The 21,390-nt window shown below is 63.4% G+C and carries 19 protein-coding genes; 11 read left to right on the plus strand and 8 right to left on the minus strand.

From position 1 onward, the window contains the following. Nucleotides 1-17: 17 nt before the first annotated feature. Both M8523_RS01910 and M8523_RS01915 read left to right on the plus strand, forming a co-directional pair. Nucleotides 18-380 (plus strand): TIGR04076 family protein, encoded by a 363-nt coding sequence (locus M8523_RS01910; protein ID WP_282583121.1) that lies wholly within the window; start codon nucleotides 18-20, stop codon nucleotides 378-380. Continuing rightward, nucleotides 377-1,429, plus strand: a complete 1,053-nt coding sequence (locus M8523_RS01915) for an aldo/keto reductase (RefSeq protein ID WP_282583122.1) — start codon at nucleotides 377-379, stop codon at nucleotides 1,427-1,429. The genes M8523_RS01910 and M8523_RS01915 overlap by 4 nt, the downstream gene beginning before the upstream one ends. A gap of 35 nt (nucleotides 1,430-1,464) precedes the next feature. On the opposite strand, the gene M8523_RS01920 is transcribed toward M8523_RS01915, so the two are convergent. Both M8523_RS01920 and M8523_RS01925 read right to left on the minus strand, forming a co-directional pair. Continuing rightward, nucleotides 1,465-1,968 carry a nucleoside deaminase gene (locus tag M8523_RS01920; protein ID WP_282583123.1) on the minus strand — a complete coding sequence of 168 codons (504 nt, stop codon included), beginning with the start codon at nucleotides 1,966-1,968 and terminating at the stop codon, nucleotides 1,465-1,467. Nucleotides 1,969-1,982: 14 nt separating this feature from the next. Beyond that, complete coding sequence (locus M8523_RS01925) at nucleotides 1,983-4,190, minus strand: hybrid sensor histidine kinase/response regulator family protein (protein WP_282583124.1); 2,208 nt, start codon at nucleotides 4,188-4,190, stop codon at nucleotides 1,983-1,985. Nucleotides 4,191-4,912: 722 nt separating this feature from the next. On the opposite strand from M8523_RS01925, the gene M8523_RS01930 reads away from it, so the two are divergent. Next, nucleotides 4,913-5,263 carry a helix-turn-helix transcriptional regulator gene (locus tag M8523_RS01930; RefSeq protein WP_282583125.1) on the plus strand — a complete coding sequence of 117 codons (351 nt, stop codon included), beginning with the start codon at nucleotides 4,913-4,915 and terminating at the stop codon, nucleotides 5,261-5,263. Nucleotides 5,264-5,339: 76 nt separating this feature from the next. On the opposite strand, the gene M8523_RS01935 is transcribed toward M8523_RS01930, so the two are convergent. After that, the gene (locus tag M8523_RS01935; protein ID WP_282583126.1) at nucleotides 5,340-6,026 is read right to left on the minus strand and encodes a Crp/Fnr family transcriptional regulator; all 687 of its coding nucleotides are present in this window, start codon (nucleotides 6,024-6,026) and stop codon (nucleotides 5,340-5,342) included. Between the two features lie 239 nt (nucleotides 6,027-6,265). Between M8523_RS01935 and M8523_RS01940 the strand changes: the two genes are divergently transcribed. The 4 genes from M8523_RS01940 (at nucleotide 6,266) to M8523_RS01955 (ending at nucleotide 11,084) form a co-directional block, all read left to right on the plus strand. Further along, a complete protein-coding gene (locus M8523_RS01940) occupies nucleotides 6,266-7,519 on the plus strand; it encodes a YcaO-like family protein (protein ID WP_282583127.1) in 1,254 nt (417 codons plus the stop codon). Next, on the plus strand, nucleotides 7,516-8,859 hold the full coding sequence (locus M8523_RS01945; protein ID WP_282583128.1) for a TfuA-like protein: 1,344 nt from the start codon (nucleotides 7,516-7,518) through the stop codon (nucleotides 8,857-8,859). Before M8523_RS01940 ends, M8523_RS01945 begins: the two co-directional genes overlap by 4 nt. 181 nt (nucleotides 8,860-9,040) lie before the next feature. Further along, nucleotides 9,041-10,279 carry a gluzincin family metallopeptidase gene (locus M8523_RS01950; protein WP_282583129.1) on the plus strand — a complete coding sequence of 413 codons (1,239 nt, stop codon included), beginning with the start codon at nucleotides 9,041-9,043 and terminating at the stop codon, nucleotides 10,277-10,279. Then, on the plus strand, nucleotides 10,272-11,084 hold the full coding sequence (locus tag M8523_RS01955) for a hypothetical protein (protein ID WP_282583130.1): 813 nt from the start codon (nucleotides 10,272-10,274) through the stop codon (nucleotides 11,082-11,084). The genes M8523_RS01950 and M8523_RS01955 overlap by 8 nt, the downstream gene beginning before the upstream one ends. 6 nt (nucleotides 11,085-11,090) lie before the next feature. Here the strand turns inward: M8523_RS01955 and M8523_RS01960 are convergent, their stop codons facing one another. Next, nucleotides 11,091-11,483, minus strand: coding sequence for a GNAT family N-acetyltransferase (locus M8523_RS01960; RefSeq protein WP_282583131.1), 393 nt, complete (start codon nucleotides 11,481-11,483; stop codon nucleotides 11,091-11,093). Between the two features lie 239 nt (nucleotides 11,484-11,722). Between M8523_RS01960 and M8523_RS01965 the strand changes: the two genes are divergently transcribed. Beyond that, on the plus strand, nucleotides 11,723-13,498 hold the full coding sequence (locus tag M8523_RS01965) for a tetratricopeptide repeat protein (RefSeq protein WP_282583132.1): 1,776 nt from the start codon (nucleotides 11,723-11,725) through the stop codon (nucleotides 13,496-13,498). Nucleotides 13,499-13,705: 207 nt separating this feature from the next. Here M8523_RS01965 and M8523_RS01970 read toward each other — a convergent pair whose 3' ends face one another. Continuing rightward, the gene (locus tag M8523_RS01970) at nucleotides 13,706-15,418 is read right to left on the minus strand and encodes a lysine--tRNA ligase (protein ID WP_282583133.1); all 1,713 of its coding nucleotides are present in this window, start codon (nucleotides 15,416-15,418) and stop codon (nucleotides 13,706-13,708) included. Between the two features lie 234 nt (nucleotides 15,419-15,652). Between M8523_RS01970 and M8523_RS01975 the strand changes: the two genes are divergently transcribed. Then, the gene (locus M8523_RS01975) at nucleotides 15,653-16,267 is read left to right on the plus strand and encodes a hypothetical protein (RefSeq protein ID WP_282583134.1); all 615 of its coding nucleotides are present in this window, start codon (nucleotides 15,653-15,655) and stop codon (nucleotides 16,265-16,267) included. 84 nt (nucleotides 16,268-16,351) lie between these two features. On the opposite strand, the gene pdeM is transcribed toward M8523_RS01975, so the two are convergent. From pdeM to M8523_RS01990, 3 genes are read right to left on the minus strand one after another with little or no spacing between them, the layout of a single operon-like run. Continuing rightward, nucleotides 16,352-17,020: a ligase-associated DNA damage response endonuclease PdeM gene (gene pdeM / locus M8523_RS01980; protein ID WP_282583415.1), complete on the minus strand. Its 669-nt coding sequence runs from the start codon at nucleotides 17,018-17,020 to the stop codon at nucleotides 16,352-16,354. A 16-nt stretch (nucleotides 17,021-17,036) separates the two neighbouring features. Further along, nucleotides 17,037-19,562, minus strand: coding sequence for a ligase-associated DNA damage response DEXH box helicase (locus M8523_RS01985; protein ID WP_282583135.1), 2,526 nt, complete (start codon nucleotides 19,560-19,562; stop codon nucleotides 17,037-17,039). 10 nt (nucleotides 19,563-19,572) lie between these two features. Next, the gene (locus M8523_RS01990) at nucleotides 19,573-20,484 is read right to left on the minus strand and encodes a class I SAM-dependent DNA methyltransferase (protein ID WP_282583136.1); all 912 of its coding nucleotides are present in this window, start codon (nucleotides 20,482-20,484) and stop codon (nucleotides 19,573-19,575) included. 270 nt (nucleotides 20,485-20,754) lie between these two features. Between M8523_RS01990 and M8523_RS01995 the strand changes: the two genes are divergently transcribed. Both M8523_RS01995 and M8523_RS02000 read left to right on the plus strand, forming a co-directional pair. Beyond that, complete coding sequence (locus tag M8523_RS01995; RefSeq protein ID WP_428349622.1) at nucleotides 20,755-21,084, plus strand: hypothetical protein; 330 nt, start codon at nucleotides 20,755-20,757, stop codon at nucleotides 21,082-21,084. A 36-nt stretch (nucleotides 21,085-21,120) separates the two neighbouring features. Beyond that, nucleotides 21,121-21,387, plus strand: coding sequence for a hypothetical protein (locus M8523_RS02000; RefSeq protein WP_282583137.1), 267 nt, complete (start codon nucleotides 21,121-21,123; stop codon nucleotides 21,385-21,387). The last annotated feature ends 3 nt before the right edge of the window (nucleotides 21,388-21,390 follow it).

The raw sequence follows: 21,390 nt of genomic DNA on the forward strand, positions 1-21,390 counted from the left end.
GGCAAGGACCAACGCGAATGCAAGACGTGAGCCAGGACGGTTTCGAACTCTTCGATCTCCGGGTCGAGATGATCGTGCCCGAGGGTGTGCCGATCTACTGCGGGGCCAAGGCGGGCGACCATTTCGAATTGCGCGGCGAGATGCTGACGCTGCCGCCCGGGCAGGGGATCTCGATCTACTCGCTGGCAGCCGTGCTGCCGCTTCTTGCGGCCAAGCAGCGGCCGACGCACAGCAACGATTGGATGACCACCGACGCCGAGATCGCCTGCCCGGACCCCAATTGCGGCAGCCGCCTGCGCATCATCCGCACCGGGACGCGCCGCTTTCGTCACGCCGAGACGACTGCGGTCCCGCTCTCTTCCGACACCGAGCAGCCATGACCGAAACGACAGACCTCCGTCCCGACTACAGGATCAGCCGCGTCATCCGGGGCAATTGGCAGCTCGCGGGTGGCCATGGCGCGGTCGACCGCGATGCCGCCCTCACGGCGCTGCTCAGGGCGTTCGACTCCGGGGTTTTTACCTTCGATTGTGCCGACATCTACACGGGCGTCGAGGACTTGCTCGGCGCCTTCCGAGAACTTCTGACCGATCAGCGCGGTGCGGAAGCAGCTCGGCGGCTGCGGGTACACACCAAGCTGGTCCCGGATCTCGACAAACTGCCGACGCTGACCCGAGGAGACCTCGCGGCCATCGTGGACGAATCCCTGCGGCGGCTGCGGGTCGATTGCCTCGACATCGTCCAGTTCCACTGGTGGGACTATGCGGTACCGGGCGTGGTCGAGGCCATGCTGGCGCTCGACGAGTTGCGCCAAGCCGGCAAGCTGCGTTTCGTCGGCGCGACGAACTTCGACACGCCACACACCCGGGCCATTCTCGACGGCGGCGTGCCGCTGGTCTCCATGCAGACCCAGTATTCACTGCTCGACACGCGGCCTGAGAACGGGCTCGGGGCGCTCTGCCAGCGCCACGATGTTGCGCTGCTTTGCTACGGCACGGTCGCGGGCGGCTTCCTGGGGGATCGGTGGCTCGGAGCGCCGGAACCGGTGGATGCGCTCGAAAACCGCTCGTTGACGAAATACAAGCTGATCATCGACGAGTTCGGAGGCTGGGCTCTGTTCCAAGAGCTGCTCCAGGCCTGCCGCAGGATCGCGGACCGGCACGGCACCGATATTGCCACCATTGCGAGCCGTGCCGTTCTCGACCGGCCGGGCGTTGCCGCCGTCATCGTCGGTGGCCGCAACGACGCTCACGTGTCCGCAAACGCGCGGATCGGGGCGCTGCGCCTCACGCAGGCCGATCGTGCGGAGCTCGACCATGTGCTCAGGCATCGCCGGGGACCGGCTGGCGACACCTATACGCTCGAACGCGACCGCACCGGACGCCATGGTGCGATCATGAAATACAATCTGAACAGCGTTGTGACCTGACGAAGAGATCAATCCGTCGGCGCTCGGGATCGCTCTCAGGCTTTCGAAGGCCCCGTCCAGAAATCGGCCTGAAGTGCTGCCGCTTCTTCGGCAAGCAGAGGACCCACCACTTGAACCTGACGCTGCCCCGTCGCGAAGACATCGCGGCACGGCAGGTCAAGCGTGGGGTTTTCGTCATGGTCGCCTGTCTGCGCCTTGAGGTCCCGCTCCGATTGCCCGAAGACCACCCGGCCGATGCCGGCCCAATAGATCGCACCCGCGCACATCGCACAGGGCTCGGCGGAGGTGTAGAGCGTGCAGCCGGCGAGTTCGGCGGGGCGCCATTCTTTCGACGCGCGGGTGGCCAGCAGGCGCTCGGCATGCGCGGTCATGTCCCGGTCCTCGGCACGATAGCCGTTTTCCTGCTCCATCAGCACGATGCCATCCTGGTTCACCAGGAGGCACCCGAACGGATGGTCTCCCCGATCGCGCGCTCGCCGTGCGACCGCGAAGGCTTGCCGCAAGAAGACGACATCGTCGGCACCCTGATGTTTTGACATGTCGATCACTCTTCTCAGGCGACACGTTGACGATTGGCGGTTTCATTCGAGGGAGCTGGAGGGGGCCGCGGTGTTTCCGCCATGATGACCCGGTGCAGAGCGCGCGCGAGATCCTTGATCGCATAGGGTTTTTGCAGAACGGGGAAATCCCCGGCCGATGGGTCCGCGAGCGCCGCACTGAAGCCGGTCGTCAGAAGCACAGGGAGGCCGGGGAAGCGTTCACGGATCGCGCGCGTCAGGGCCAGGCCGTCCATCCCTGGCATGACCACATCCGAGAAGACGACCTTGAATCCGTCAGGATCCTCATCGAGGAGCGCGAGAGCTTCTTCGGCGTTGCCGACGAGGGTCGTGAAATATTTGAGTTCCTTCAGCATATGCGTGGCCAAACGACCGACCTGCGGGTCGTCGTCGACGACAAGGACACGAACGCCGCGACCGTCGGGAACGGCCTCCAGGTCCCTCGCTTCCCGCACGATCTTTCGATCATCCGCAGCCTGAGGCAAGTGGAGTGTGAACGTCGAACCTTGGCCAAGCGTGCTGACGGCTGAAACCTCGCCTCCCGATTGCTGGGCAAAGCCAATCACCTGAGACAGACCCAAGCCGGTGCCCTGGCCAACCTTCTTCGTGGTGAAGAAAGGCTCGAACACGCGGTCGAGCATTTCGGGCGCGATCCCGCCGCCGGTGTCACTGACCGAAACAGATACGAATGCGCCCTCGCGGCGGGATTTCGCTCGGATATCCAGAACGTGGTCACTCGTTTTCACGGTGATCGTTAAACGCCCACCGTCCGACATCGCATCCCGGGCATTCACGGCCATGTTCACGATCGCCGTGTCGAATTGGTTCGGATCCGCATTCACAAGGCAAGGTTCGTTGAGGATTTGCGTTTCAAAATGAATGTGGGGGCCGGTGAGCCGATCCAACATTTGGCTGATGCAAGATACGTTTTCGGCGACATCGAAGATCTCGGGTTGCAGAGCTTGGCGTCGCGAGAAGGCGAGTAGCTGGGCGGTCAGTTTGGCAGCGCGTTCCGCCGCGTCCGCGATGGCATCCACATAGCGTCGGCGGCGCTGCTCGCTGATGTCGTCCCGCCTCATCAATTCGACCGATGACTGGATCACGGTGAGCATGTTATTGAAATCATGCGCAACGCCGCCCGTAAGCTGGCCGACGGCTTCCATCTTCTGCGACTGGCGCAGAGCCGCCTCGGCGTTCTGCCGAGCCAGGATGGCGCGCTCGCGCTCCGCGGCTGCAGTGGCGACTTCCTCATAGGCGTGAAAGCGTCTCACGATGGCCCAGATCAGTGCCCCAATGCACAGAATGGCGATCAGCACGAAGCCGAACGTCACGAGGACCTCACGTCGCCAATCGCTCAGGATCAGGGATTTCGAGCGGGCGATGTTGATCCGCAATGGGAAACCATTGACCGGCTGGGATGCGGCAATCCGTGCCTCAGGAACGCCGTTGTCGATAGTCCAGAGCTTTTCCGACACGTCTGGAACACCATGCCACGTGGGAACCGCAGGCGTGATCTCCGCCGGCGGCTGCCTCTGGCCAAGCTTCGCCGGAGGGAAGCGTGCCATCAGAACCCCGTCCCTTCGCCAAAGTGCGATCAGATTGCCCGGATCAAGATGCAGAGAAGTATAGAGGTGTTCGAAGTAGCTGATTTGAATGGCGCCGAGGACGAGGCCTATGAGCGTGCCATCGGGTCCATTGAGGCGTCGCGCCAAATAGAGGGTCGGTGTACCACTGCCGCGGTTGATGACGGGTTCACTGAGATAGGTCGGTTCGAGCGGATGATCGCGGAGATATTTGAAATAGTCGCGATCATTCAGCTGAACGTCCGGCACCGGCCAGTACCGAGAAAAGTTAATCAGTTTCCCTTCGGTATCGATGATCGTGATGGCGTCGAGCTGGGGGATGCCGGCGGCCCGCGTTTGCAAGGCTTCATGGACCGTGAACGTTGATTCACGCTTGTTGAAGCCCTCCGGCGTCGTGATCCCGTCATTCTGGATTTCGTCCGCGATGCTCCCGAGGACAAGATCGACATTTTGAAATGAGCGACTTGTTTCTTCCGCCAGAAGAAGATCGAGCGTCCGAAGCTCCCGTGCAGCGTCCGTCAACTCGGCGTTGTAACGACGGGCGGCCAGGAGTGTCGTGAGCAGAACAAGAAGGACGATGACCCCGAAGCCGATCGCAGTCACCTTCCTGATGGGGCTCAACCTTCGCAGCCGTGTGAGCAGGGAGGCGAGGCCCGCTCGAACATCAAACAGGTGCCCGATCATCTCAGAGGCGGTCCCCGCATCCCCGTCTCACCTTGCCGGAACGCACATGATTCGAACTTTGCGACCGTTTGGCGCAATGACGCAAGGGGATCATACAATTTTGATCACCTCGGCGACTCGCGAGATCCGTGCGACCTGTGAGGAGGCTCACAGATGCGGTCGTGCTCCATGTGCCACACTCCGAACGCTCGCGGCTCTCCTGTCACGATGCCTGAAGGCTCGGCGCCTCAGCATCCTTTCAGTGTTGAACCGCCTGTTCGGGGGGACATGGCATGTCGATCTGCGCGCTTGAATTTCAGCCCTCCGGCGTTTCGGTGCAGGGACGCGGAACTGCACCGGAGACCCGAGGTTCTGTCGCCAATCCTGACTGCGGGTCTGCGATCCTGTCCCAAGCCCTGGATGTGTTGAGCGATGCCCTAATTCTCACGGACCGGCTGTCTCGCGTCCGGCATATCAATCGAGCCGCGCGCGCGATTCTGGCGGAAGGGAGCTTGGTCATTCGCAACGGCTTGCTCTGCGCCAGAACCATCCAAGAGACTCATGTTCTTCAAGAGTTGATCTCGAGCCAGGGTCGCGAAGCGACCGCCGCCGGTCATTTTCGAACGAACGCTACCTGTGGACGAGGAGGCCTCGTCCTCACCGTCGTCACGGCGCAGAACATGCCCACGGACGAGCCAGACGCCGGATCGGTTCTCGTGGTCGCGCATGAACTCAACCGCGCCCAGATCCCCTCACCTTGCGTGATCGGCAGCTTTTTCGGCCTTACCCCCGCGGAAGCAAGGCTGGCCTATGAAATGGCCCATGGCGATGGTCTCGGCGCGTGCGCCCGTCGCCTCGGCATCACGCCCAACACCGCCCGCACGCATCTCAAACATGTGTTCGAGAAGACCGGGACGCGCCGGCAGGCTGAATTGCTGCGGCTGCTCCTCAGCTGTGGTTTTTCCCTCGCGGATTGTTCCCCCGCAGCGACGAACGTGAGTCTGCGCGCGGCAGGACGCCGTCGTGCCTGATCGGCGAATGAGCCCCGAAGCCATGCCGGGGGGCCTTGCTCAGACTTCGCGGGAACAGCTGTATGCTCCGGTGGGCTTACTCGGCCGCGAGCTTTTCGAGTGCATGCCAATCCAGGATCGACAAACCTCCCGGGTGCAGATCCACCAGGCCGGCACGTTGCCAAGTCCTGAGATACCGATTTGTCGATTCTCGCGAGAGGCCGACGAGGTTGCCGATCTCGCGTTGAGACATCCTGATGCTGGGCTGCTGACCGGCCGGGGCGTCGGCCATCTTGCCCACCGACAACAGCGCTTGCGCCAGCCGCCCCGACATGGGGCCGAAGCTTGCCTCCGCGAGCCGATGGCTCGTCCGTCGCAGCCGGCCGCTGAGGACCTTGAGAAGGGTCAAAGCCGCCGAGGGTTCCGCCATCAGGGTCGACATGAAATCGCGGCGCTCCAGCAGCAGCAGCCTGCAATCCGACAGAGCGGTCGCATCCGCGCTACGGGGCAGTCCGTCGAGAAGCGCAAGCTCGCCGAAGACTTCGTTCTCGCCGATGATATTGAGGGTGAGTTCGGTGTCACTCGCGGATGGCACAGAAATACGCACAAGGCCCGAGATCATGGCCAGCAGACCGAACCCCTCGTCGCCCATCGAGAAGATACGCTCTGCTTTGACGAAGGTCAGCACACGGGCATGAGCAACGAAACGCGCGATCACCGGCGGCGGCATGTCACGGAAGAATTCATGGCGCATCAGGAGGGCCGATTTCTCAGCCTCGATCATGGAATATCGGCCTCACGCAAGCTCTTGCGGAACATTGGGCGGAAGTCCCATTCGGCGCGGCAAATGGTGCCATCAGCCACCCAGCATGACACACGCCCCTCATTTGTAGAAGCCGCGTTGTCGGCGATGTCGAACTATGCCGATATAGCAACCTTCCAAGCAACGTCCGCTCAGGCCAGCGCTATTCGGAGAGAGGGTTTGACGGGGATCTTTTCCAAGCCTTCCACGGTCGGCCGACAGTGAAGGCCGCGTCGGCTCCCTCAACGCTGCCTTTCGGCCGCGATGCCGTCCAGAAGACCTATCAACGTGGCACCCATCGGGCGTGCTCGCCGAACGACACGCTCGCACGCCTGAAGCCGCTGTTGCCGGCTTTCGGCATCACGCGGGTCGCCAATCTCACGGGTCTCGATCGGGTCGGCCTGCCGGTCGTCGCGGTCTTTCGCCCCAATGCCCGGTCGAGCGCTGTCTTCCACGGCAAAGGCATCGATCTCGCTGCCGCGAAAGCCTCCGGGATCATGGAAGCCATAGAAACATGGCATGCCGAGAACGCGGTGCTCCCGCTCATGTTCGGGAGCACCGTAGACCTTCGCGCACGGTTCCACCTGGTCGACACGGAGGGGTTGCCTCGGCGCACCGACCTCGCGTTGTCCGCACATGCGCCCCTTCTCTGGGCGGAGGGCACCGATTGGATGTCCGAGGCGGCAACGTGGGTGCCGTTCGACCTTGTTCACGCGAATTTTACCGTCGACGGGCCTTTCACGACAGACGTGTTCTCAACCGACACCAACGGCCTCGCGTCCGGCAATACGTTCTGGGAAGCCGTCAGCCACGGCCTCTGTGAGATCATCGAGCGCGATGCGACGGCGCTTTGGCGGGCGAGCGCGGCCGATCGACAGAAGGCGATGCGCGTCGATCTCGCCGCCGTGACCGATTCGCTCTGCCTGGAGGTCCTCGACCGGTTCGCGCAGGCCGGCCTCGATGTCGCCGTCTGGAACATGACCACGGACGTCGGTGTTCCGGCTTTTCAGTGCCTGATCAAGGATGCGTCGGACCGGAGCGGCCACATCGGAAGCGGGGCCGGATGCCATTCCAACAGGCATGTGGCCTTGCTGCGGGCCCTGACGGAAGCCGCCCAGGTGCGCATGACCTACATCGCCGGATCGCGCGAAGATCTCAATCCCGATGACTATGCGTCCGCGACCATTCGCCATCGGCACCAAAGCGTCGCCCGGATGATGGAGGCCGGACCCGGCCAGCGCTCAATCGCCGGCGAGGCCGACGAAATCTTTGAGACTTTCGAGGCCGAAGTTCGATGGCTGCTGGATCGGCTCAGGGGGGCAGGGCTCCGCGAGGTGGTCGTCGTCGATCTTTCGCGGCCTGACTTTGACCTCTCGGTCGTGCGGGTCATTGTTCCTTTTCTCGAAGGGTCCGATCATCACCGGGGAAGCTATGTCCCGGGGCGCCGTCATCGACTGCAGACGAGTTCGTCATGACAGCCGCCTGCGTCTTTGTGGGACCGACGTTGCCGGCAAGCGAGGTCGCGCGGCATCTCGATGCCGTCTGTCTGCCGCCAGTGGCCCAGGGGGACGTGATCGGCGCCGTCCGGCGGTACAGACCGCAGGCGATCGGGCTGATCGACGGCGTTTTTGGCGGGGCTCCGGCGGTTTGGCACAAGGAAATTCTCTGGGCCCTGTCGGAGGGCGTCGCCGTCTTCGGCAGCGCCAGCATGGGGGCCTTGCGGGCAGCCGAGTTACACGGGTTCGGCATGCGCGGCGTCGGCCGGATTTTTGAGGCCTATCGCGACGGTGCTCTCGAAGACGACGACGATGTCGCGGTCATCTATGGGCCTGCGGAGATCGGTTATCCCTGTCTGTCCGAGCCTATGGTCAACATCAGGGAGACGCTGTCGCAGGCCCAATCCGAGGGCATACTCGCGCCATCATCGCGCCTCGCGATCGAGCGTTTCGCGAAGTCCCTGCATTTTCCGGAGCGGACCTGGTCGAACATCCTGAATGGTGAAACCCGCCCGGATCGGGCCGACCTGTCCCGCATCCAAGCTTGGGTGGAAACCGGAAGGGTGGACCTCAAGCGCCGTGACGCGTTGGCGATGCTGACCGCGATGCGCGACACTTCTCCTCAGGGAGCGACGACCTCTCCCTCGTTCCACTTCGAGAGAACCACCTTCTGGGCTGATTTGACGGCCCGGATTGCGACGGTCGATGCGGCATCGGACGATCAGAACGCCGAGGCGATCGTGGACGAACTCCGCCTGGAGATGCCCGATCTGTTTCGAGACCTTCGGGACGAATCCCTCCTTCGCTACGCAATCGATCTTGTCCAGGAACCTACGGGCGCGGAAGATCGCGGCCTCAATTCGGTGGAGGCCGCCGATGATCTGCGTGCCTCCTTGCATTTGTACAATCAGGCAGCCTTCCAAACCTGGCTCGCGCGGAACGACGTCACGCCGCACGCCTTTGACGATCTCGCGGCCCGCTTGGCGCGCCAGGACCGATTTCGCGCCTCCGCGATCCCGGTTCTGTCCCGCTACCTGCTGGACGAGTTGCGATTCAGGGGCGACTACGAACGCTTCGCGGCACGGGCGCAACGGAAACAGGCGCACCTTGCGGAGCATTTGCCCTCGGAGGAACTGGCGCCCTCGATGCGCCTGGCGCTGCGGGATTGGTTTTGCAGACACCGCCTGGGGCAGCCGGGCGACCTCGACCTCGGCACGATCCTGGAGCGCTCGGGCTTCGCCGATGCGGCGCATCTCGACCGCGCCTTGCGCCTCGAACATTTGTATCTGACACTCAGCACACCCGCGATCGACGGGTGATCGGATGCGTGCTGCCGAGCAAGGTCCTGGGAGGATAGCGATGGGGCCGGATGCCCGGCGGGATGGCATTAAGTTCCGGCTGTTTCCGAAGCCCCCGTCGCTTCATCCAGGTCGACCGCCAGAAACGATTCGCGTCTCCAGCGGCCCAGGTTCGATCGGGGCCGGGCCGAGCGACGGTCGCATGTACCTGCTTCGGCCCCTCGGGAAGCAACAGCCCTACGGTTCCGTGAACACGTCGAGGGGTGCGCCCCAGCTCGAACTCCCGCCCTGGCGCGGCGAGATCGCGCCACCGGTCGCTCCGGACCGAACCGGTCATTTCGATCACCTCATCTTCGGCGAGCCGGGTTTCGAAGAGGCGCATGTGTTCGGAAGCGTGCGTTTCGTCATGGATATCTGGCAGAGCTATGCCGGGCAGCCGATCGACTGGCACTTCGCCGAGGCCTTTCCCCGCCTCGAAATCAGCATCCTGCCGGGCCTGAACAATGCCCACGCGGGCTACGGCTACATGGAGGTCGGCGCCTATCACACGGAGGATGGGGGGCTGCTGCCCTATTCCCTGAACTTCGACGTGATCGCCCATGAAACGGGGCACCTCGTGATCTACTCGCTCATCGGCGTGCCGACGCCGCTCACCGAGCGGGGCGAATATTTCGGCTTTCACGAATCGGCGGCGGATCTTTCGGCTCTCGTCGCCGCGCTGCATTTCGATCTGCATGTCGACCAATTGCTCGAAACCACGCACGGGAATCTCTATACGTTCAACGAACTCAATCGCTTCGCCGAGCTGTCGGCCTCGGACCAGATCCGCTTGGCCAGCAACACGCTGACAATGGAGGATTTCGCTAAAGGCTGGACCGATGAACATGCGTTGTCACAGCCCCTGACGGGTGCGTTCTTCGACATTTTCATCGATATCTTCCAGGAGCATCTCGTCGATCGCGGCATCATCCCCCGCCGCATCGCCGACCTCACCCGGCTCGTCGCCAGAAGGCCGGACATTGTGGCGGCGATCCAACCTGCTTTTGACGATGCCTATCGCCAGGCGCCCGAGGCCTTTCGGGGCGCGCTCTTGGCCGCACGCGATTACCTTGGCTTCGCCCTGGCCGAAACGTGGAAGCGCTTGTCGCCCGGCTTCTTCAGCTATGCCAAGGTGGCCGAGACGCTGCTCGGCGTCGAAGCCGCGATCAGCCGTGGCCGATATCGCCATGCCATGCTGGAAAGCTTCGACTGGCGTGGCGTTGGACGGGTGGCAAGCGGGCCAAGGCGCGCACCGCCCGGACCGGACAGCCACAGCCAGTCGGTTCGCACGCTTATTCCGGACTTTGGCCGTCGGGATCGCCCGACCCAAGGGCTACGGCCGCGATTTTCCAATTGCCGCTGCGACATGCACCGGAATTTCAAAGGGGGTGTTTATGGCTGAGACATTGTTATCCGCGGGTCAGCTGAAGCTTTTTGGCAGGCTCGTCTCCGAATTGCATCTCATGCGCCTGGGAGAGGCGACACAAAAGGCGGCCGCCGCAACGGCTGAGGCTGGCAGCGCCTGGCTCGCCGACCATACCGATGCTTCCGCCGAGACGGTACGGGACAAGATCCTCGACCATGCCCGAACGCTGACGCAGGCCGACCAGATCTTCGCGGCCTTCAAAGTCTACGAGGCCGCCGCCAGCGCCGTTGCCGAGGGACTGGCGGCGTCCGGTGTCGTCGCCAAAGCCTTGGACCAGGCACTTGCCTTCGGTCCCTACAGGGCGAACGGCGGCAACAAGTTCCTGCAAAATCAGCTGGAGGCTTCCGAGACGCCGGCTCTCGCTCGGATCTATTCGTTTTCCTATCAGGGCGACTATTACGACCTGAATACCCCCGCGATCTTTCTGGTTCACGGACCCGGACTTGCGATCCGCAAAGGGCCGCAGGACGGGGGTTCCGACCTCGAAACATCCGGTGTCATGGCGCGTGTGTGGGAGTTCAGCAGCCCGCAATGGCAGGGCGGCGCCAACGATCTGCGTTACTGGGAATATGACAAGAGTGATTTCTCGATGCGCTTCGACCTCTCGAGCGGCCCCTTGTGGCAGATTCTTCTGGAACCGGCGGCACGGGGCGCCGAACTCAGCAGCGGCGCAAGCCTGAGCAGCGGCGCGAGTCTCAGCAGCGGGGCAAGTTTGAGCAGTGGGGCGAGCTTGAGCAGCGGCGCCAGTCTGAACGGCGCCACGATGCGCGGGAAGCGCTGACCGCGGTCATGCCGGACCGGTCTTGACCGGTCGGTCCGGCCGCCAGAGCATCTGAAACTTTTCCTCGTCTTCGCCGACGATCTGAAATCCCATCCGACGGTAGAGGCCGATGGCGGGGTTGCCGCGGATCACGTCGAGGGCCACTGTCCGGCGCGTCTGCGTCGCTCGCGCGGTCAGCGACGTGAGCAGGAATGTGCCGATCCCCTGGCCCCGCCATTGGGCATGGAGATGCAGCTGATCGAGATGGAACCGGCGTTTCGTACTGGACACCTGGATCCAGCCGAGATCCTCCTTGGAGATGCACGCGATCTTGGAGCAGCGCGGCTTGAACCCGCGTGAAAAGCGTGCGCGCAGCCGATCCTCGTCGCCGAGCCCGAGCGCGGTGAGCAGAGGCAGCATGGTTTGCAGGTAGAGGCCTTCCGCTAACCCTCGGTCCCCCTTGTGGGTTGGACGAAGTTCAACCTCTTGCGGGCGGATGCGGCAATGGGGGGGCGGGCCGTTTGGCACGGAGGTGACCCAGTTCCGGACTAAATGGACCAACGGACTTGGGGCCGAGTTTACGAAGGGTGTCGCGTTGCGATCAAGATCCGTTTGGGTGATAGTGGAAGAACGCTGCACGTAAAGCTTTGGACCTCGTTATGGATGAGCAGCAGAACCTTCAGCCCGCGAGCCGCCGTCGCAAGCTGACTGCGATCCTCATGGCCGATATGGTTGGCTATAGTGGGCGGATCGAACAGGACGAGGTCAACAATTCTGACCACGCGGCGCGGTCGATCGATCTCTTCAAGTCGCTGATCGGATATTACGGTGGCCGCGTCGTCCAGATTGCCGGGGATGGCATTTTGGCCCTGTTTGAAAGTTCGGAGGAAGCCATCCGGTTTGCGGTCCAGGTGCAAACCGAATTTCGCGAGCAGGCGCGATGGGAGAACGGCGAACCGATCGAGTTTCGCATCGCCACCAATCTTGGAGAGGTTCCAAGTGGCGACGAGGTGATCCATGCCCATTGCGTGAATGTCGCGGCCCGGCTTCAGGCGCTGGCCGATCCCGGGGCGATCTTTGCTACGGGCGGCGTTCGCCGCGCCGTCGGCAATGTCACCGAAGTGTCCTTCCGGCTTCTCGGCACGTTTCCGTTGAAGGGGATGAACGAGGTCGTCGAGGTTTTCGCGGTGGAGCGGGTTGCGGTTCCGTCTCCATCGGTCAGCCGGCGTGGACCGGACCCCCAGGCGTCTCGCGTGATCCCCGAGGCACAGCCATCGGTCGCGGTTCTGACCTTGACCAATCTGACGGGCGATCCATCCAACGAGGCCCTTTGCGACATTATCGGTGAAGGCGTCATCTCCGACCTGAGCCGGTTTCGTCACCTGACCGTGATCGCGCGGCATTCCGCCTCGCTTTTCAATCTGAAGCTCAGCTCGGCCCGGGAGATCGGTCAGCGCTTGCGCGCGCGCTACCTTTTGGGTGGGAGCCTTGTCCGCGCAGGCCGTCACCTGCGGGCGATCGTCCAGCTCATCGAGGCGGAGTCCGAAAACGTGATCTGGTCGGATCGCTTCGAGATCGCGCTCGGCCAATTGTTCGAGATCCAGGATGAGATCACGGGGGCGGTCGCGTCGCGGCTCTCGGTCCAGATCGATTTCGCCGAGCACCGCCAGGAATCCAAGCGCCCGCGCGACATGCGCTCCTATGGCCTCGTCATTCGCGGTCAGGACATGATCCTGCGCTTCTCGCGGCAGGCCAATCTGCATGCCCGTCGTCTGTTCGAGGAGGCGGCCGAGCTGACGCCAACCTATGCGCGGGCCTACAGCGCGATTTCCCGAACCCACAACCTCGATTGGCGCTATTCCTGGTCGGCAAACCCGGCAGCCTCCTTGGACACGGCCGTCGAGGCTGCCCGCAAGGCCATTCATCTCGACAGGGTCGATTCACGCGCCTTCGCGGAATTGGGGTTCGTCCATCTCTATCGGAAGGAACACGACGAGTCGCTCGCCGACTACCGGCGCGCCGTTGCGCTCAACCCGAACGATGCCGATGTCCTGGCCGAATATGCCGACTCGCTTGTCTATGCCGGCGATCCCGCCAGTTCGATCGAGATCATCGAGCGGGCGATGCGGCTCAATCCCTATTATCCGGACTGGTATCTCTGGTATCTCGCCGATGCTCAGGACGCCCTCGGCCGGTCGGAGGACGTGGTCACCACCGTCCATCGCATGCAGAATCCGGACGAGGGGCGACGCCTGCTCGCCGCCAACTATGCGCATCTCGGCATGATGGACGAAGCGCAAGCGGCGGCCAGGGAGGTCATGCGCCTCCATCCGAGTTTTCGGATTGAGCAATGGCGTGATCGGCCGCCCTACAAGGACGAACTCGTGTTCCAGCGCTATATCGAGGGGCTGCGCAAGGCCGGCCTTCCCCAGTGAAGGGATGCTTCTACCGTTGGGCGCTGCGGCTACCTTCGTCGCTTCTGGGACTCTGCAGCCGAACCCCGCAACCGGTGCGTTCCAACTTTGCGCGCTGAGCCTCCGCGGTTTGGATCTGAGCTGCCCTTCGTCAGGAATGACTCGCTGAGTCCCGTTCGATTCCATAATGATGAAGGCGCTGCATAGCCGATAGAGTGGGTAGCGACATCAGGCATTCTTGCTGCGGGCGCGTTCTGCAAGGAATGCCGCATGTTCGGATGCAAGCTCGCCTGCGAGCGCCTTGGCGATCAAGGCACGTGTCTCCGGAACGCCATAGAGGGCCACGAAGGAACCGAAACGCGGCCCTCGCTCCTCACCGAGCAACACTTGATACAGCATGTTGAACCAGTCGTTCGACACGCCGGGTCGCTCGGGCGTTGCGGTCTTGGCCTTCAGATCCTGGTAGCGCGGGATGACCCGAGCGATGTCGTAGAGCGCCGTTTGGATCTCCTCGGCCGAAGCGCCCGACGGCAGGTCGCCAAGCATGCGTGACAAGGTCTCGAGCGCCTCGCTCTCGACCGCGTCGGGAGCCCGGTAGGTCTTGGCCGGACGCACGAAGTCGCGGAAATACAGCACCGCGTAGCCGATCATCTCGTCGAGCCGCGGATGCGTGGCGGGGCTGACGCCGGGGGCATAGCGCTGCAGGAAGGCCCAGAGCACGCCCGGCTCCTCGCTGTTGGCGACGGCCGCGAGATTGAGCAGCATGGCGAAGGAAATGCTGGTGCCGCTGTTCGATCCCTCGGCTGCGAGCCGCTCGGACGCCGGCGGATCGCCCGCATGCAGATGCCAGACGGGGTTGCCGAGCCGTTCCTTCCAGGCCTGACGCGGATAGGCCTCAAGAAACGTGAGATAGTCGTCCATCGCGCGTGGGATCACATCGAAATAGAGCTTCTTGGCCGCCGTCGGCTTGCCGAACATGAAGACCGAAAGGCTCTCGGGCGACCCATAGGTCAGCCATTCGTCGATCGTCAGGCCATTGCCCTTCGACTTCGAGATCTTCTGGCCTCTGTCGTCGAGGAACAGTTCGTAATTGAAGCCTTCGGGCGGCTCGGAGCCGAGGGCGCGCACGATGCGGCCCGACAGCTTGACCGAGTCGATCAGATCCTTGCCGGCCATCTCATAGTCGACCCGGAGGGCGTGCCAGCGCATGGCCCAGTCCGGCTTCCACTGCAGTTTGCAATGTCCCCCGGTGACCGGCGTCTCGAACAATTCGCCCGTCGCCGGGTCGCGCCAGCTGATCGTACCGCGCGCGGCGTCATGGCCTTCGAGCGGGACCTGCATGACGAGGCCGGTGTGCGGGTGAATCGGCAGGAACGGCGAATAGGTGGACGCCCTCTCCTCACGCAGGCTCGGCAGCATGATGGCCATCACGGCGTCGAGCCGTTCGAGCATCAGCCGCAAGGCTGCATCGAACCGGCCGGCCTTGTACTCGGCCGTCGAGGACATGAACGTATAATCGAAACCGAAGCGGTCCAGGAAGGCGCGCAACCTTGCATTGTTGCCCTCGCCGAAGCTCGGATATTCGCCCCAGGGGTCCGGCGCCTGGGTCAGCGGCTTGCCCAGGGCTGCAGCGAGCCTGTCCTTGTTGGGGACGTTGTCGGGGACCTTCCGAAGGCCGTCCATGTCGTCCGAGAATGCGACGAGCCGCGTCGGGATCGTATCCCGCGTTAGAACCCGGAAGGCCTGGCGCACCATCGTGGTACGCGCCACCTCGCCGAACGTGCCGATATGCGGCAATCCCGAGGGACCGTAGCCGGTCGAGAACAGCACGTCCGCCTGTCCGGTGCGTTTCACGCGCGCCACAAGTTTCCGGGCTTCCTCGAATGGCCAGGCATTGGAGGTTTGCGCGATTTCGAGGGGAATGTCGGACCAACTGTTCATTATTGTTTTCTGACGAGGCGCGGCATGCGTGCATCTTCCGGGTGTCATGCTGCTGGGACGAGGTCAAGATCCGAGGACATATACCGAGATGAACTGTCCCGATTGGCGCGCGACATCCAGAGATTTAAAATCATCATCAATCAGTAGGCGAAAGATTGACTCGAATTCATCTTGAACTAGAACGTTGGTACCTGGGGCGCTGCAGTGCGTGCCATCACGATCGGAGGTATTTCGATGAAGTATGTATTTCTCGCGTCCGCGGTACTGGCGGGTTTTATCAGCCAGGCGCAAGCGTTGACCATCACGACGACCCAGGTCCTCCCCCCTGTCGGGCAGATCATTGTGCCGACGCCTGAGCCCGGCTTCGTTGGCTTCAGTTTCTCGACATCATCGGTCGTGTCCGGTGGTACGATTACCGCCTTGTCGCCGTTTACAGGTGTGGCTGGCTACACCAGCGCGCCTTTCGACTATGTGCTCGGCAACGGAACAGCGACCTTCACCAAGGCGCTCGATCCGACCTTTGTGACCGGAGGAGACACGTTTTCCTTCATCTACGGGTCACCCGACTCGTTCAACACGATCTCCTTTAGCAACGGCATGTCGTTTACGGGAGCCGACTCCGCCTTCAGCACCAAGGGCTCCGGCTATTTCGTGACAACGGTCAGCGGCTTGGGTAGCTATGATTCCGTGACGTTCGCCTCCAGCACGAACTCGGTGGAATTCGCGACTTACAACGTCTCGTCTGTTCCCCTCCCGGCTTCGCTTCCGATGTTCGGTGGTGCTTTGTTGGCTCTTGGCGGCCTCGCATTGCTCAAGAAGCGCAGCGGCAATGGTGCTGCTGCCGCCTGATCGTCTGCTGACATCCAATTCTTCCCTCCCGTTGGGAAGGAAGATTACGGTCCTGGCCTCGCCGTTCACGCGGCGGGGCTTTTTCTATCCGTCAGCGATACACCGGGTGATGGGCACGGCATAAACCCGATCACGCCCCAGGGCATGGGCGATCCGGCTCCGGGTGCCGAAAAGCGGTGTGAAAGCCGCGTGGTGGATGTTCAATCCCCCTGCATAGGCCCCGAAGGCCGGCATCACGCAGCGGAGGCCGTCGGAGACGAAGCACCGCCGCCTAGTGGTTCCGCTCGTGCCAACAACACGGGCGACCGGGTGGAGATGGCCGGCGATCTCGCCCGTTCCCGAGTCTGTCTGCGGCTCGTGACGAAGGACAATCGGACCCACGTGCCATTCCGCAGAGACTGAACCGATGAGGCCCTCATGTGGCAGCGGGTCATGGTTTCCGGTCAGCCAAAGCCAGTCGCGGCCGTGTTGGATTGCCGCGAGAACTGTCCTGTCCGCGTCCGAAAGCCGAGCAGCCGCGAAGGGATCGTGAAAACTATCTCCCAGCGCGACGACCAGGCGGGGAGCGTAGCGCCTGACCACATCGGCCAATGCCGCCAGGGTCGCCCCTGTATCATAGGGTGGCAGCAGCATCCCGCGTCGGGCGAAAGACGAGCCCTTCTCCAAATGGAGATCGGCCACGAGCAACGCCCGCTCGCCCTCGTGGAACAGAGCCCCGCTCGGATCGGCTAGAAAACGCTCGCCGGCGACCATCAAGGGCGACGTCGTGTCAGGCCGGTTCTCTAAAGCTTCGGCCCTCAACCCCACACGCTTCCTCCACCAGCACGTCCGCGGCCTCGGCCAGGATCTCGTCCTGCGCTTCGCCATAGACCGGCTCACGCCCGATTTCGAGCATGATCGGCACGGCCAGCGGCGAGACGCGGTCGAGATCCTTATGGATGATTCGACCCTTGATGCGCAGCAATAGATCACCGAGGCGCTTGAGATCGAGGAGTCCGGTTGCCGCATCCTCGCGGGCGGCGCGCAGCAGGATGTGGTCGGGCTCGTGCCGTCGCAGCACGTCGTAGACGAGGTCGGTCGAGACCGTCATCTGCCGTCCCGTCTTCTCCCGCCCCGGGTGTCGTTTCTCGATCAGCCCGGCGATAATGGCGCAGGACCGAAAGGTGCGCTTCATCATGGACGATTCGTCGAGCCAGGCTTCCAGGTCGTCGCCCAGCATGTCTTCGCCGAACAGGCCGTCGAGATCGACGAGGCCGTTCTTGATGCGCGCGCCGATGTCGGCCTTCATCCAGACGGCGAGCGCATAGTCGTTGCCCACGAAGCCGAGCGGCTTCAGACGCTCGCGTTCGAGCCGCCGGGTCAGCAGCATGCCGAGCGTCTGGTGCGCGAGGCGTCCTTCGAAAGGGTAAGCGACGAGGTAGTGCCGCCCGCCCCGGGGAAACGTCTCGACCAACATGGAGTCAGGCGGCGGCAGCAGGCTGCGCTCGGCCTGGATGTCGAGCCAGTCCTGGACTTGGGACGGAAGCTCGGGCCAGGCGTGCGGCTCTGACAGCATGGAGCGGACACGGCTCGCGAGATAGGTGGAGAGCGGGAACTTGCTGCCGCCCCAGGCGGGGATCTTGGGCGTGGTGCTCTGCACGCGCTGCACGAGTGCCTCGTCCTCGACGATTGCTTGGAGGGCCAGGATCTCGCCGCCGAATATGAACGTGTCGCCCGGCACGAGCGATTCGAGAAACCCGTCCTCCATCTCACCCAGGACCCGGCCCCCGCGCCCGATCAGCGTCTGGCCCATGGGTCCCGTGCGCGACCGGACGAGCCGCACTTTGAGCATGGTCGCGGCCACGATCGTCCCGACATTCATGCGATATTGCTGCGCGATGCGACCGTTGCTGACGCGCCAGCGGCCGTCCTTGTCCTGGCGGATCTTGGCGAAGCGCTCATAGGCCTTCAGGGCGTAGCCGCCATGCGCCACGAAATCGAGGACACGGTCGAAATCCTCCCGGGTCACCGCCGCATATGGGGCCGCGTCCGTGATCTCGGAATGGAGATCCTCGGCCCGGAAGGGCGCCGCGCAGGCCATGCCGAGCACATGCTGGGCCAATACGTCGAGCGCGCCGGTGCGCGGCACTGGCGTGTCCTGGACGCCATGGGACGCCGCGTCGATGGCGGCGCGACATTCGATCACCTCGAACCGGTTGGCCGGCACCAGAAGAGCCCGCGACGGCTCGTCAAGCCGGTGGTTGGCGCGCCCGATGCGTTGGGTAATCCGGCTCGCACCCTTCGGCGCCCCGACGTTGATGACGAGATCGACGTCGCCCCAATCGATGCCGAGATCGAGTGTCGCCGTGCACACCACCGCTTTGATCGTGCCCTCGGCCATCGCGGCTTCGACACGCCGCCGCTGGCTCGCGTCGAGCGAGCCGTGGTGGAGCGCGATCGGCAGGTTCTCGGCGTTGTGTTTCCAGAGATCCCAGAACAATTGCTCGGCCTGGAAGCGTGTGTTGGTGAAGATCAGCGCCATCTTGCAGCCGCGCAGCGCCTGATAGATCTCGTCGAGCGCGTGCCGGGCGCTATGACCGGCCCAAGGCAGGCGCTCGCGTGTGTCGAGCATGGAGATCTCGGCCCGCGCACCCTCGGGCGCGACCACGAGGGCAGGGGGTAGATCGTCCCGGCCGCGGAGGTAGGCGGCAAGTTCGGCAGGTTCTCGAACCGTGGCCGACAGGCCGACGGTTTGGACGCCGGGCGCGAGCCTTCGCAGGCGCGCGAGGCCGAGCGACAGCAGGTCCCCGCGCTTGTTCGTGACGAGAGCATGCAATTCGTCGAGTACGATGCGGCGGAGATCTCCAAACAGCATCGCGGCGTCGGGACTGGCGAGGAGAAGGGCAAGCTGTTCGGGGGTCGTCAGAAGGATGTCCGGCGGATCCCTGCGCTGCCGTTGGCGTTTGCCGGCGGGCGTGTCGCCGGTGCGGGTTTCGATGCGGATCGGCAATCCCATCTCGCTGACCGGGATCTCGATGTTGCGTGCCACATCGACCGAAAGCGCCTTCAGTGGAGAAATATAGAGCGTGTGGAGCGCGGGGCGGCTACGGGCCTGTCCCATGAGGTCGACCAACGAGGGTAGGAAGCCCGCGAGGGTCTTCCCAGCCCCGGTCGGCGCGATCAGCAGCGCGCTTTGTCCCGCCGCCGCATGAGCAAGAAGCGCCAACTGATGGAGGCGTGGCGACCAGCCACGAGCCGCAAACCAAGACGCGATACGGGGTGGAAGCGAGACTAGGGGTGTGGCGACGTCGAGCACCCCTGAGAACTTAGGTAGTCCGAGCCAAGACCGCCAGCCCGGGAACGTCGCGCCCGCTCTCGGTGCGGGTCACGCAAGGTTGCAGGATCGCACACGAAAGTCCGGCTTCCGCCAAGATCCGACGGATATAGGCCGGCGAGTGCCGAAAACGCAGGTCGCCCCCAAGTCGGTAGTCTTCGGCCTCGGCAGCTTCGACCGTTCCGGCGAAGATGCCGTCTTCACGAAGCAGGCGGCCGACTTGCTCAAAAATGGGCCGGAGGTCACCCAAGTAAACCAGGACATCCGCCGCAACCACGAGGTCGTAGCGCCGCGCCGGCAAGCCACGCATGACCGCGACGCACTCGCCCGGCATCAAAATTCCATAGAGCGACGTCGCAGCCGCTTGTTTCAACATCTCGGTCGAAAGGTCGATGCCATCGATCTCGGCCGTCCGGTGGGTAAGAGACTTGGCCATCAAGCCTGTGCCGCAGCCGAGGTCGAGGGCTGCCACGATCCGTCGAGCCCCGACAGCTCGGTCGATCAGCGCCGCAATGACCTGGGGCCCACGATAGGCGAGACCGGCGACGAGATGAGACTCGAACCGCGGCGCATATTGATCGAAGAGAGCGGCGACGTAGGCGGGTGACATGCCGTTTGGTGCGCTGCCCGTGAGGCGGGCGCGATGGAGCGCTGTCCCGAGCGTCCCGTCCCGATCGAGCACGTGCGCCCGTTCAATGGCGGTCAGCGCCTTGGCGGCTGCCCCCGCCTGTTCCAGCGCGAGCCCCCAAGCAAGATAGGCTGGTGCCCAGTCCGGTGCCTGTTCAATGGCCTGCGCGAAGAGATCGGCAGCCGCGACAGCGTCGCCTTCGGCCAGGAGGGCATCCCCATAGGCATAGCGTTTGTCGGCCAGGACGCTACCCGAAGAGGCGAAGGACTGCCGCATGCCATGGTCTCCTCAGTGGCGCCGCCGGCACTGTTCGCAGACGTGCGCAGCGCCGGAAACTCAACAAGAATTCATTAACATTGAACGGAATTTACACCACGTCGACCGCCATTCTCGCGTATGATCCTGGTACGAACGCTGAAGTGCATTTCCCGACTTTCCCGGTCGCTGCGAAGTGGATCAAGGCAGGCTCGAAACCTTTTTCAGCTCGGCGCAACAAAATTGCGGTCCCGCGGTTGTAAACGAGAGTTTTGTCGAGGAGTGGAGACGATGAAGATCACAGCAATGCGGAACGTGGGGCTTGCGGCTCTTGCGGTCGGCGCGGCCGCTTTCGCAACCATGGCTCCCGCAAGTGCTCGGGACGGTGGGGCTATCGCGGCTGGTGTCGTGGGTGGATTGGCCCTGGGAGCGATTGCTGGGTCGGCTGCTGCCAACGCAGGTGGAGCGGGCTACGGCTACGGCGGCTACGCGCCGGGCGGATACGCGCCTGCTTATGCGCCGCCTCCTGCTTATGGCGGAGGCTGCTACCTCACCCGTCAGGCGACCTACGATGCCTACGGGAACTTTGCGGGATATCGCCGCGTAAGGGTTTGTGAGTAGGGCGAACAATTCAATCTTTTGCTGGGTGTGCCGATCATGACAGACGCCGTATCCTCCGTGAAATCCATGCGCCGCTTTGGACTGGTGCTGGCGGCGTGCTTTATCGGAGCACCGCTGGCGGCTGCTCCTCTCGCGGGTGCTCATCTGTCGTTTCGTCCGCTGACGATCGGCCATCAGTCCTTGAAGGTCGCGAAGGCATTTGGCGCAGACGACGAGGATTGCATCTTCGTGACTCGGCATGTGCCGCGGCCTGACGGAAATCTGCACTCGGTCAAGAAGCTTCTTTGTCGCGACGCTGCCTGACCC

Origin of the sequence: Lichenifustis flavocetrariae, assembly GCF_026130545.1 — a bacterium.
In the GTDB taxonomy this organism is placed as follows: domain Bacteria; phylum Pseudomonadota; class Alphaproteobacteria; order Rhizobiales; family Beijerinckiaceae; genus Lichenihabitans; species Lichenihabitans flavocetrariae.

What these genes read in the sequence shown, in the direction of transcription:
- M8523_RS01910 (WP_282583121.1), top strand. Translation starts at nt 18, where the DNA reads ATGCAAGACGTGAGCCAGGACGGTTTCGAACTCTTCGATCTCCGGGTC.
- M8523_RS01915 (WP_282583122.1), top strand. Translation starts at nt 377, where the DNA reads ATGACCGAAACGACAGACCTCCGTCCCGACTACAGGATCAGCCGCGTC.
- M8523_RS01920 (WP_282583123.1), bottom strand. Translation starts at nt 1,968, where the DNA reads ATGTCAAAACATCAGGGTGCCGACGATGTCGTCTTCTTGCGGCAAGCC.
- M8523_RS01930 (WP_282583125.1), top strand. Translation starts at nt 4,913, where the DNA reads ATGCCCACGGACGAGCCAGACGCCGGATCGGTTCTCGTGGTCGCGCAT.
- M8523_RS01935 (WP_282583126.1), bottom strand. Translation starts at nt 6,026, where the DNA reads ATGATCGAGGCTGAGAAATCGGCCCTCCTGATGCGCCATGAATTCTTC.
- M8523_RS01945 (WP_282583128.1), top strand. Translation starts at nt 7,516, where the DNA reads ATGACAGCCGCCTGCGTCTTTGTGGGACCGACGTTGCCGGCAAGCGAG.
- M8523_RS01950 (WP_282583129.1), top strand. Translation starts at nt 9,041, where the DNA reads ATGTACCTGCTTCGGCCCCTCGGGAAGCAACAGCCCTACGGTTCCGTG.
- M8523_RS01955 (WP_282583130.1), top strand. Translation starts at nt 10,272, where the DNA reads ATGGCTGAGACATTGTTATCCGCGGGTCAGCTGAAGCTTTTTGGCAGG.
- M8523_RS01960 (WP_282583131.1), bottom strand. Translation starts at nt 11,483, where the DNA reads ATGCTGCCTCTGCTCACCGCGCTCGGGCTCGGCGACGAGGATCGGCTG.
- M8523_RS01965 (WP_282583132.1), top strand. Translation starts at nt 11,723, where the DNA reads ATGGATGAGCAGCAGAACCTTCAGCCCGCGAGCCGCCGTCGCAAGCTG.
- M8523_RS01970 (WP_282583133.1), bottom strand. Translation starts at nt 15,418, where the DNA reads ATGAACAGTTGGTCCGACATTCCCCTCGAAATCGCGCAAACCTCCAAT.
- M8523_RS01975 (WP_282583134.1), top strand. Translation starts at nt 15,653, where the DNA reads ATGAAGTATGTATTTCTCGCGTCCGCGGTACTGGCGGGTTTTATCAGC.
- pdeM (WP_282583415.1), bottom strand. Translation starts at nt 17,020, where the DNA reads ATGGTCGCCGGCGAGCGTTTTCTAGCCGATCCGAGCGGGGCTCTGTTC.
- M8523_RS01990 (WP_282583136.1), bottom strand. Translation starts at nt 20,484, where the DNA reads ATGCGGCAGTCCTTCGCCTCTTCGGGTAGCGTCCTGGCCGACAAACGC.
- M8523_RS01995 (WP_428349622.1), top strand. Translation starts at nt 20,755, where the DNA reads ATGAAGATCACAGCAATGCGGAACGTGGGGCTTGCGGCTCTTGCGGTC.
- M8523_RS02000 (WP_282583137.1), top strand. Translation starts at nt 21,121, where the DNA reads ATGACAGACGCCGTATCCTCCGTGAAATCCATGCGCCGCTTTGGACTG.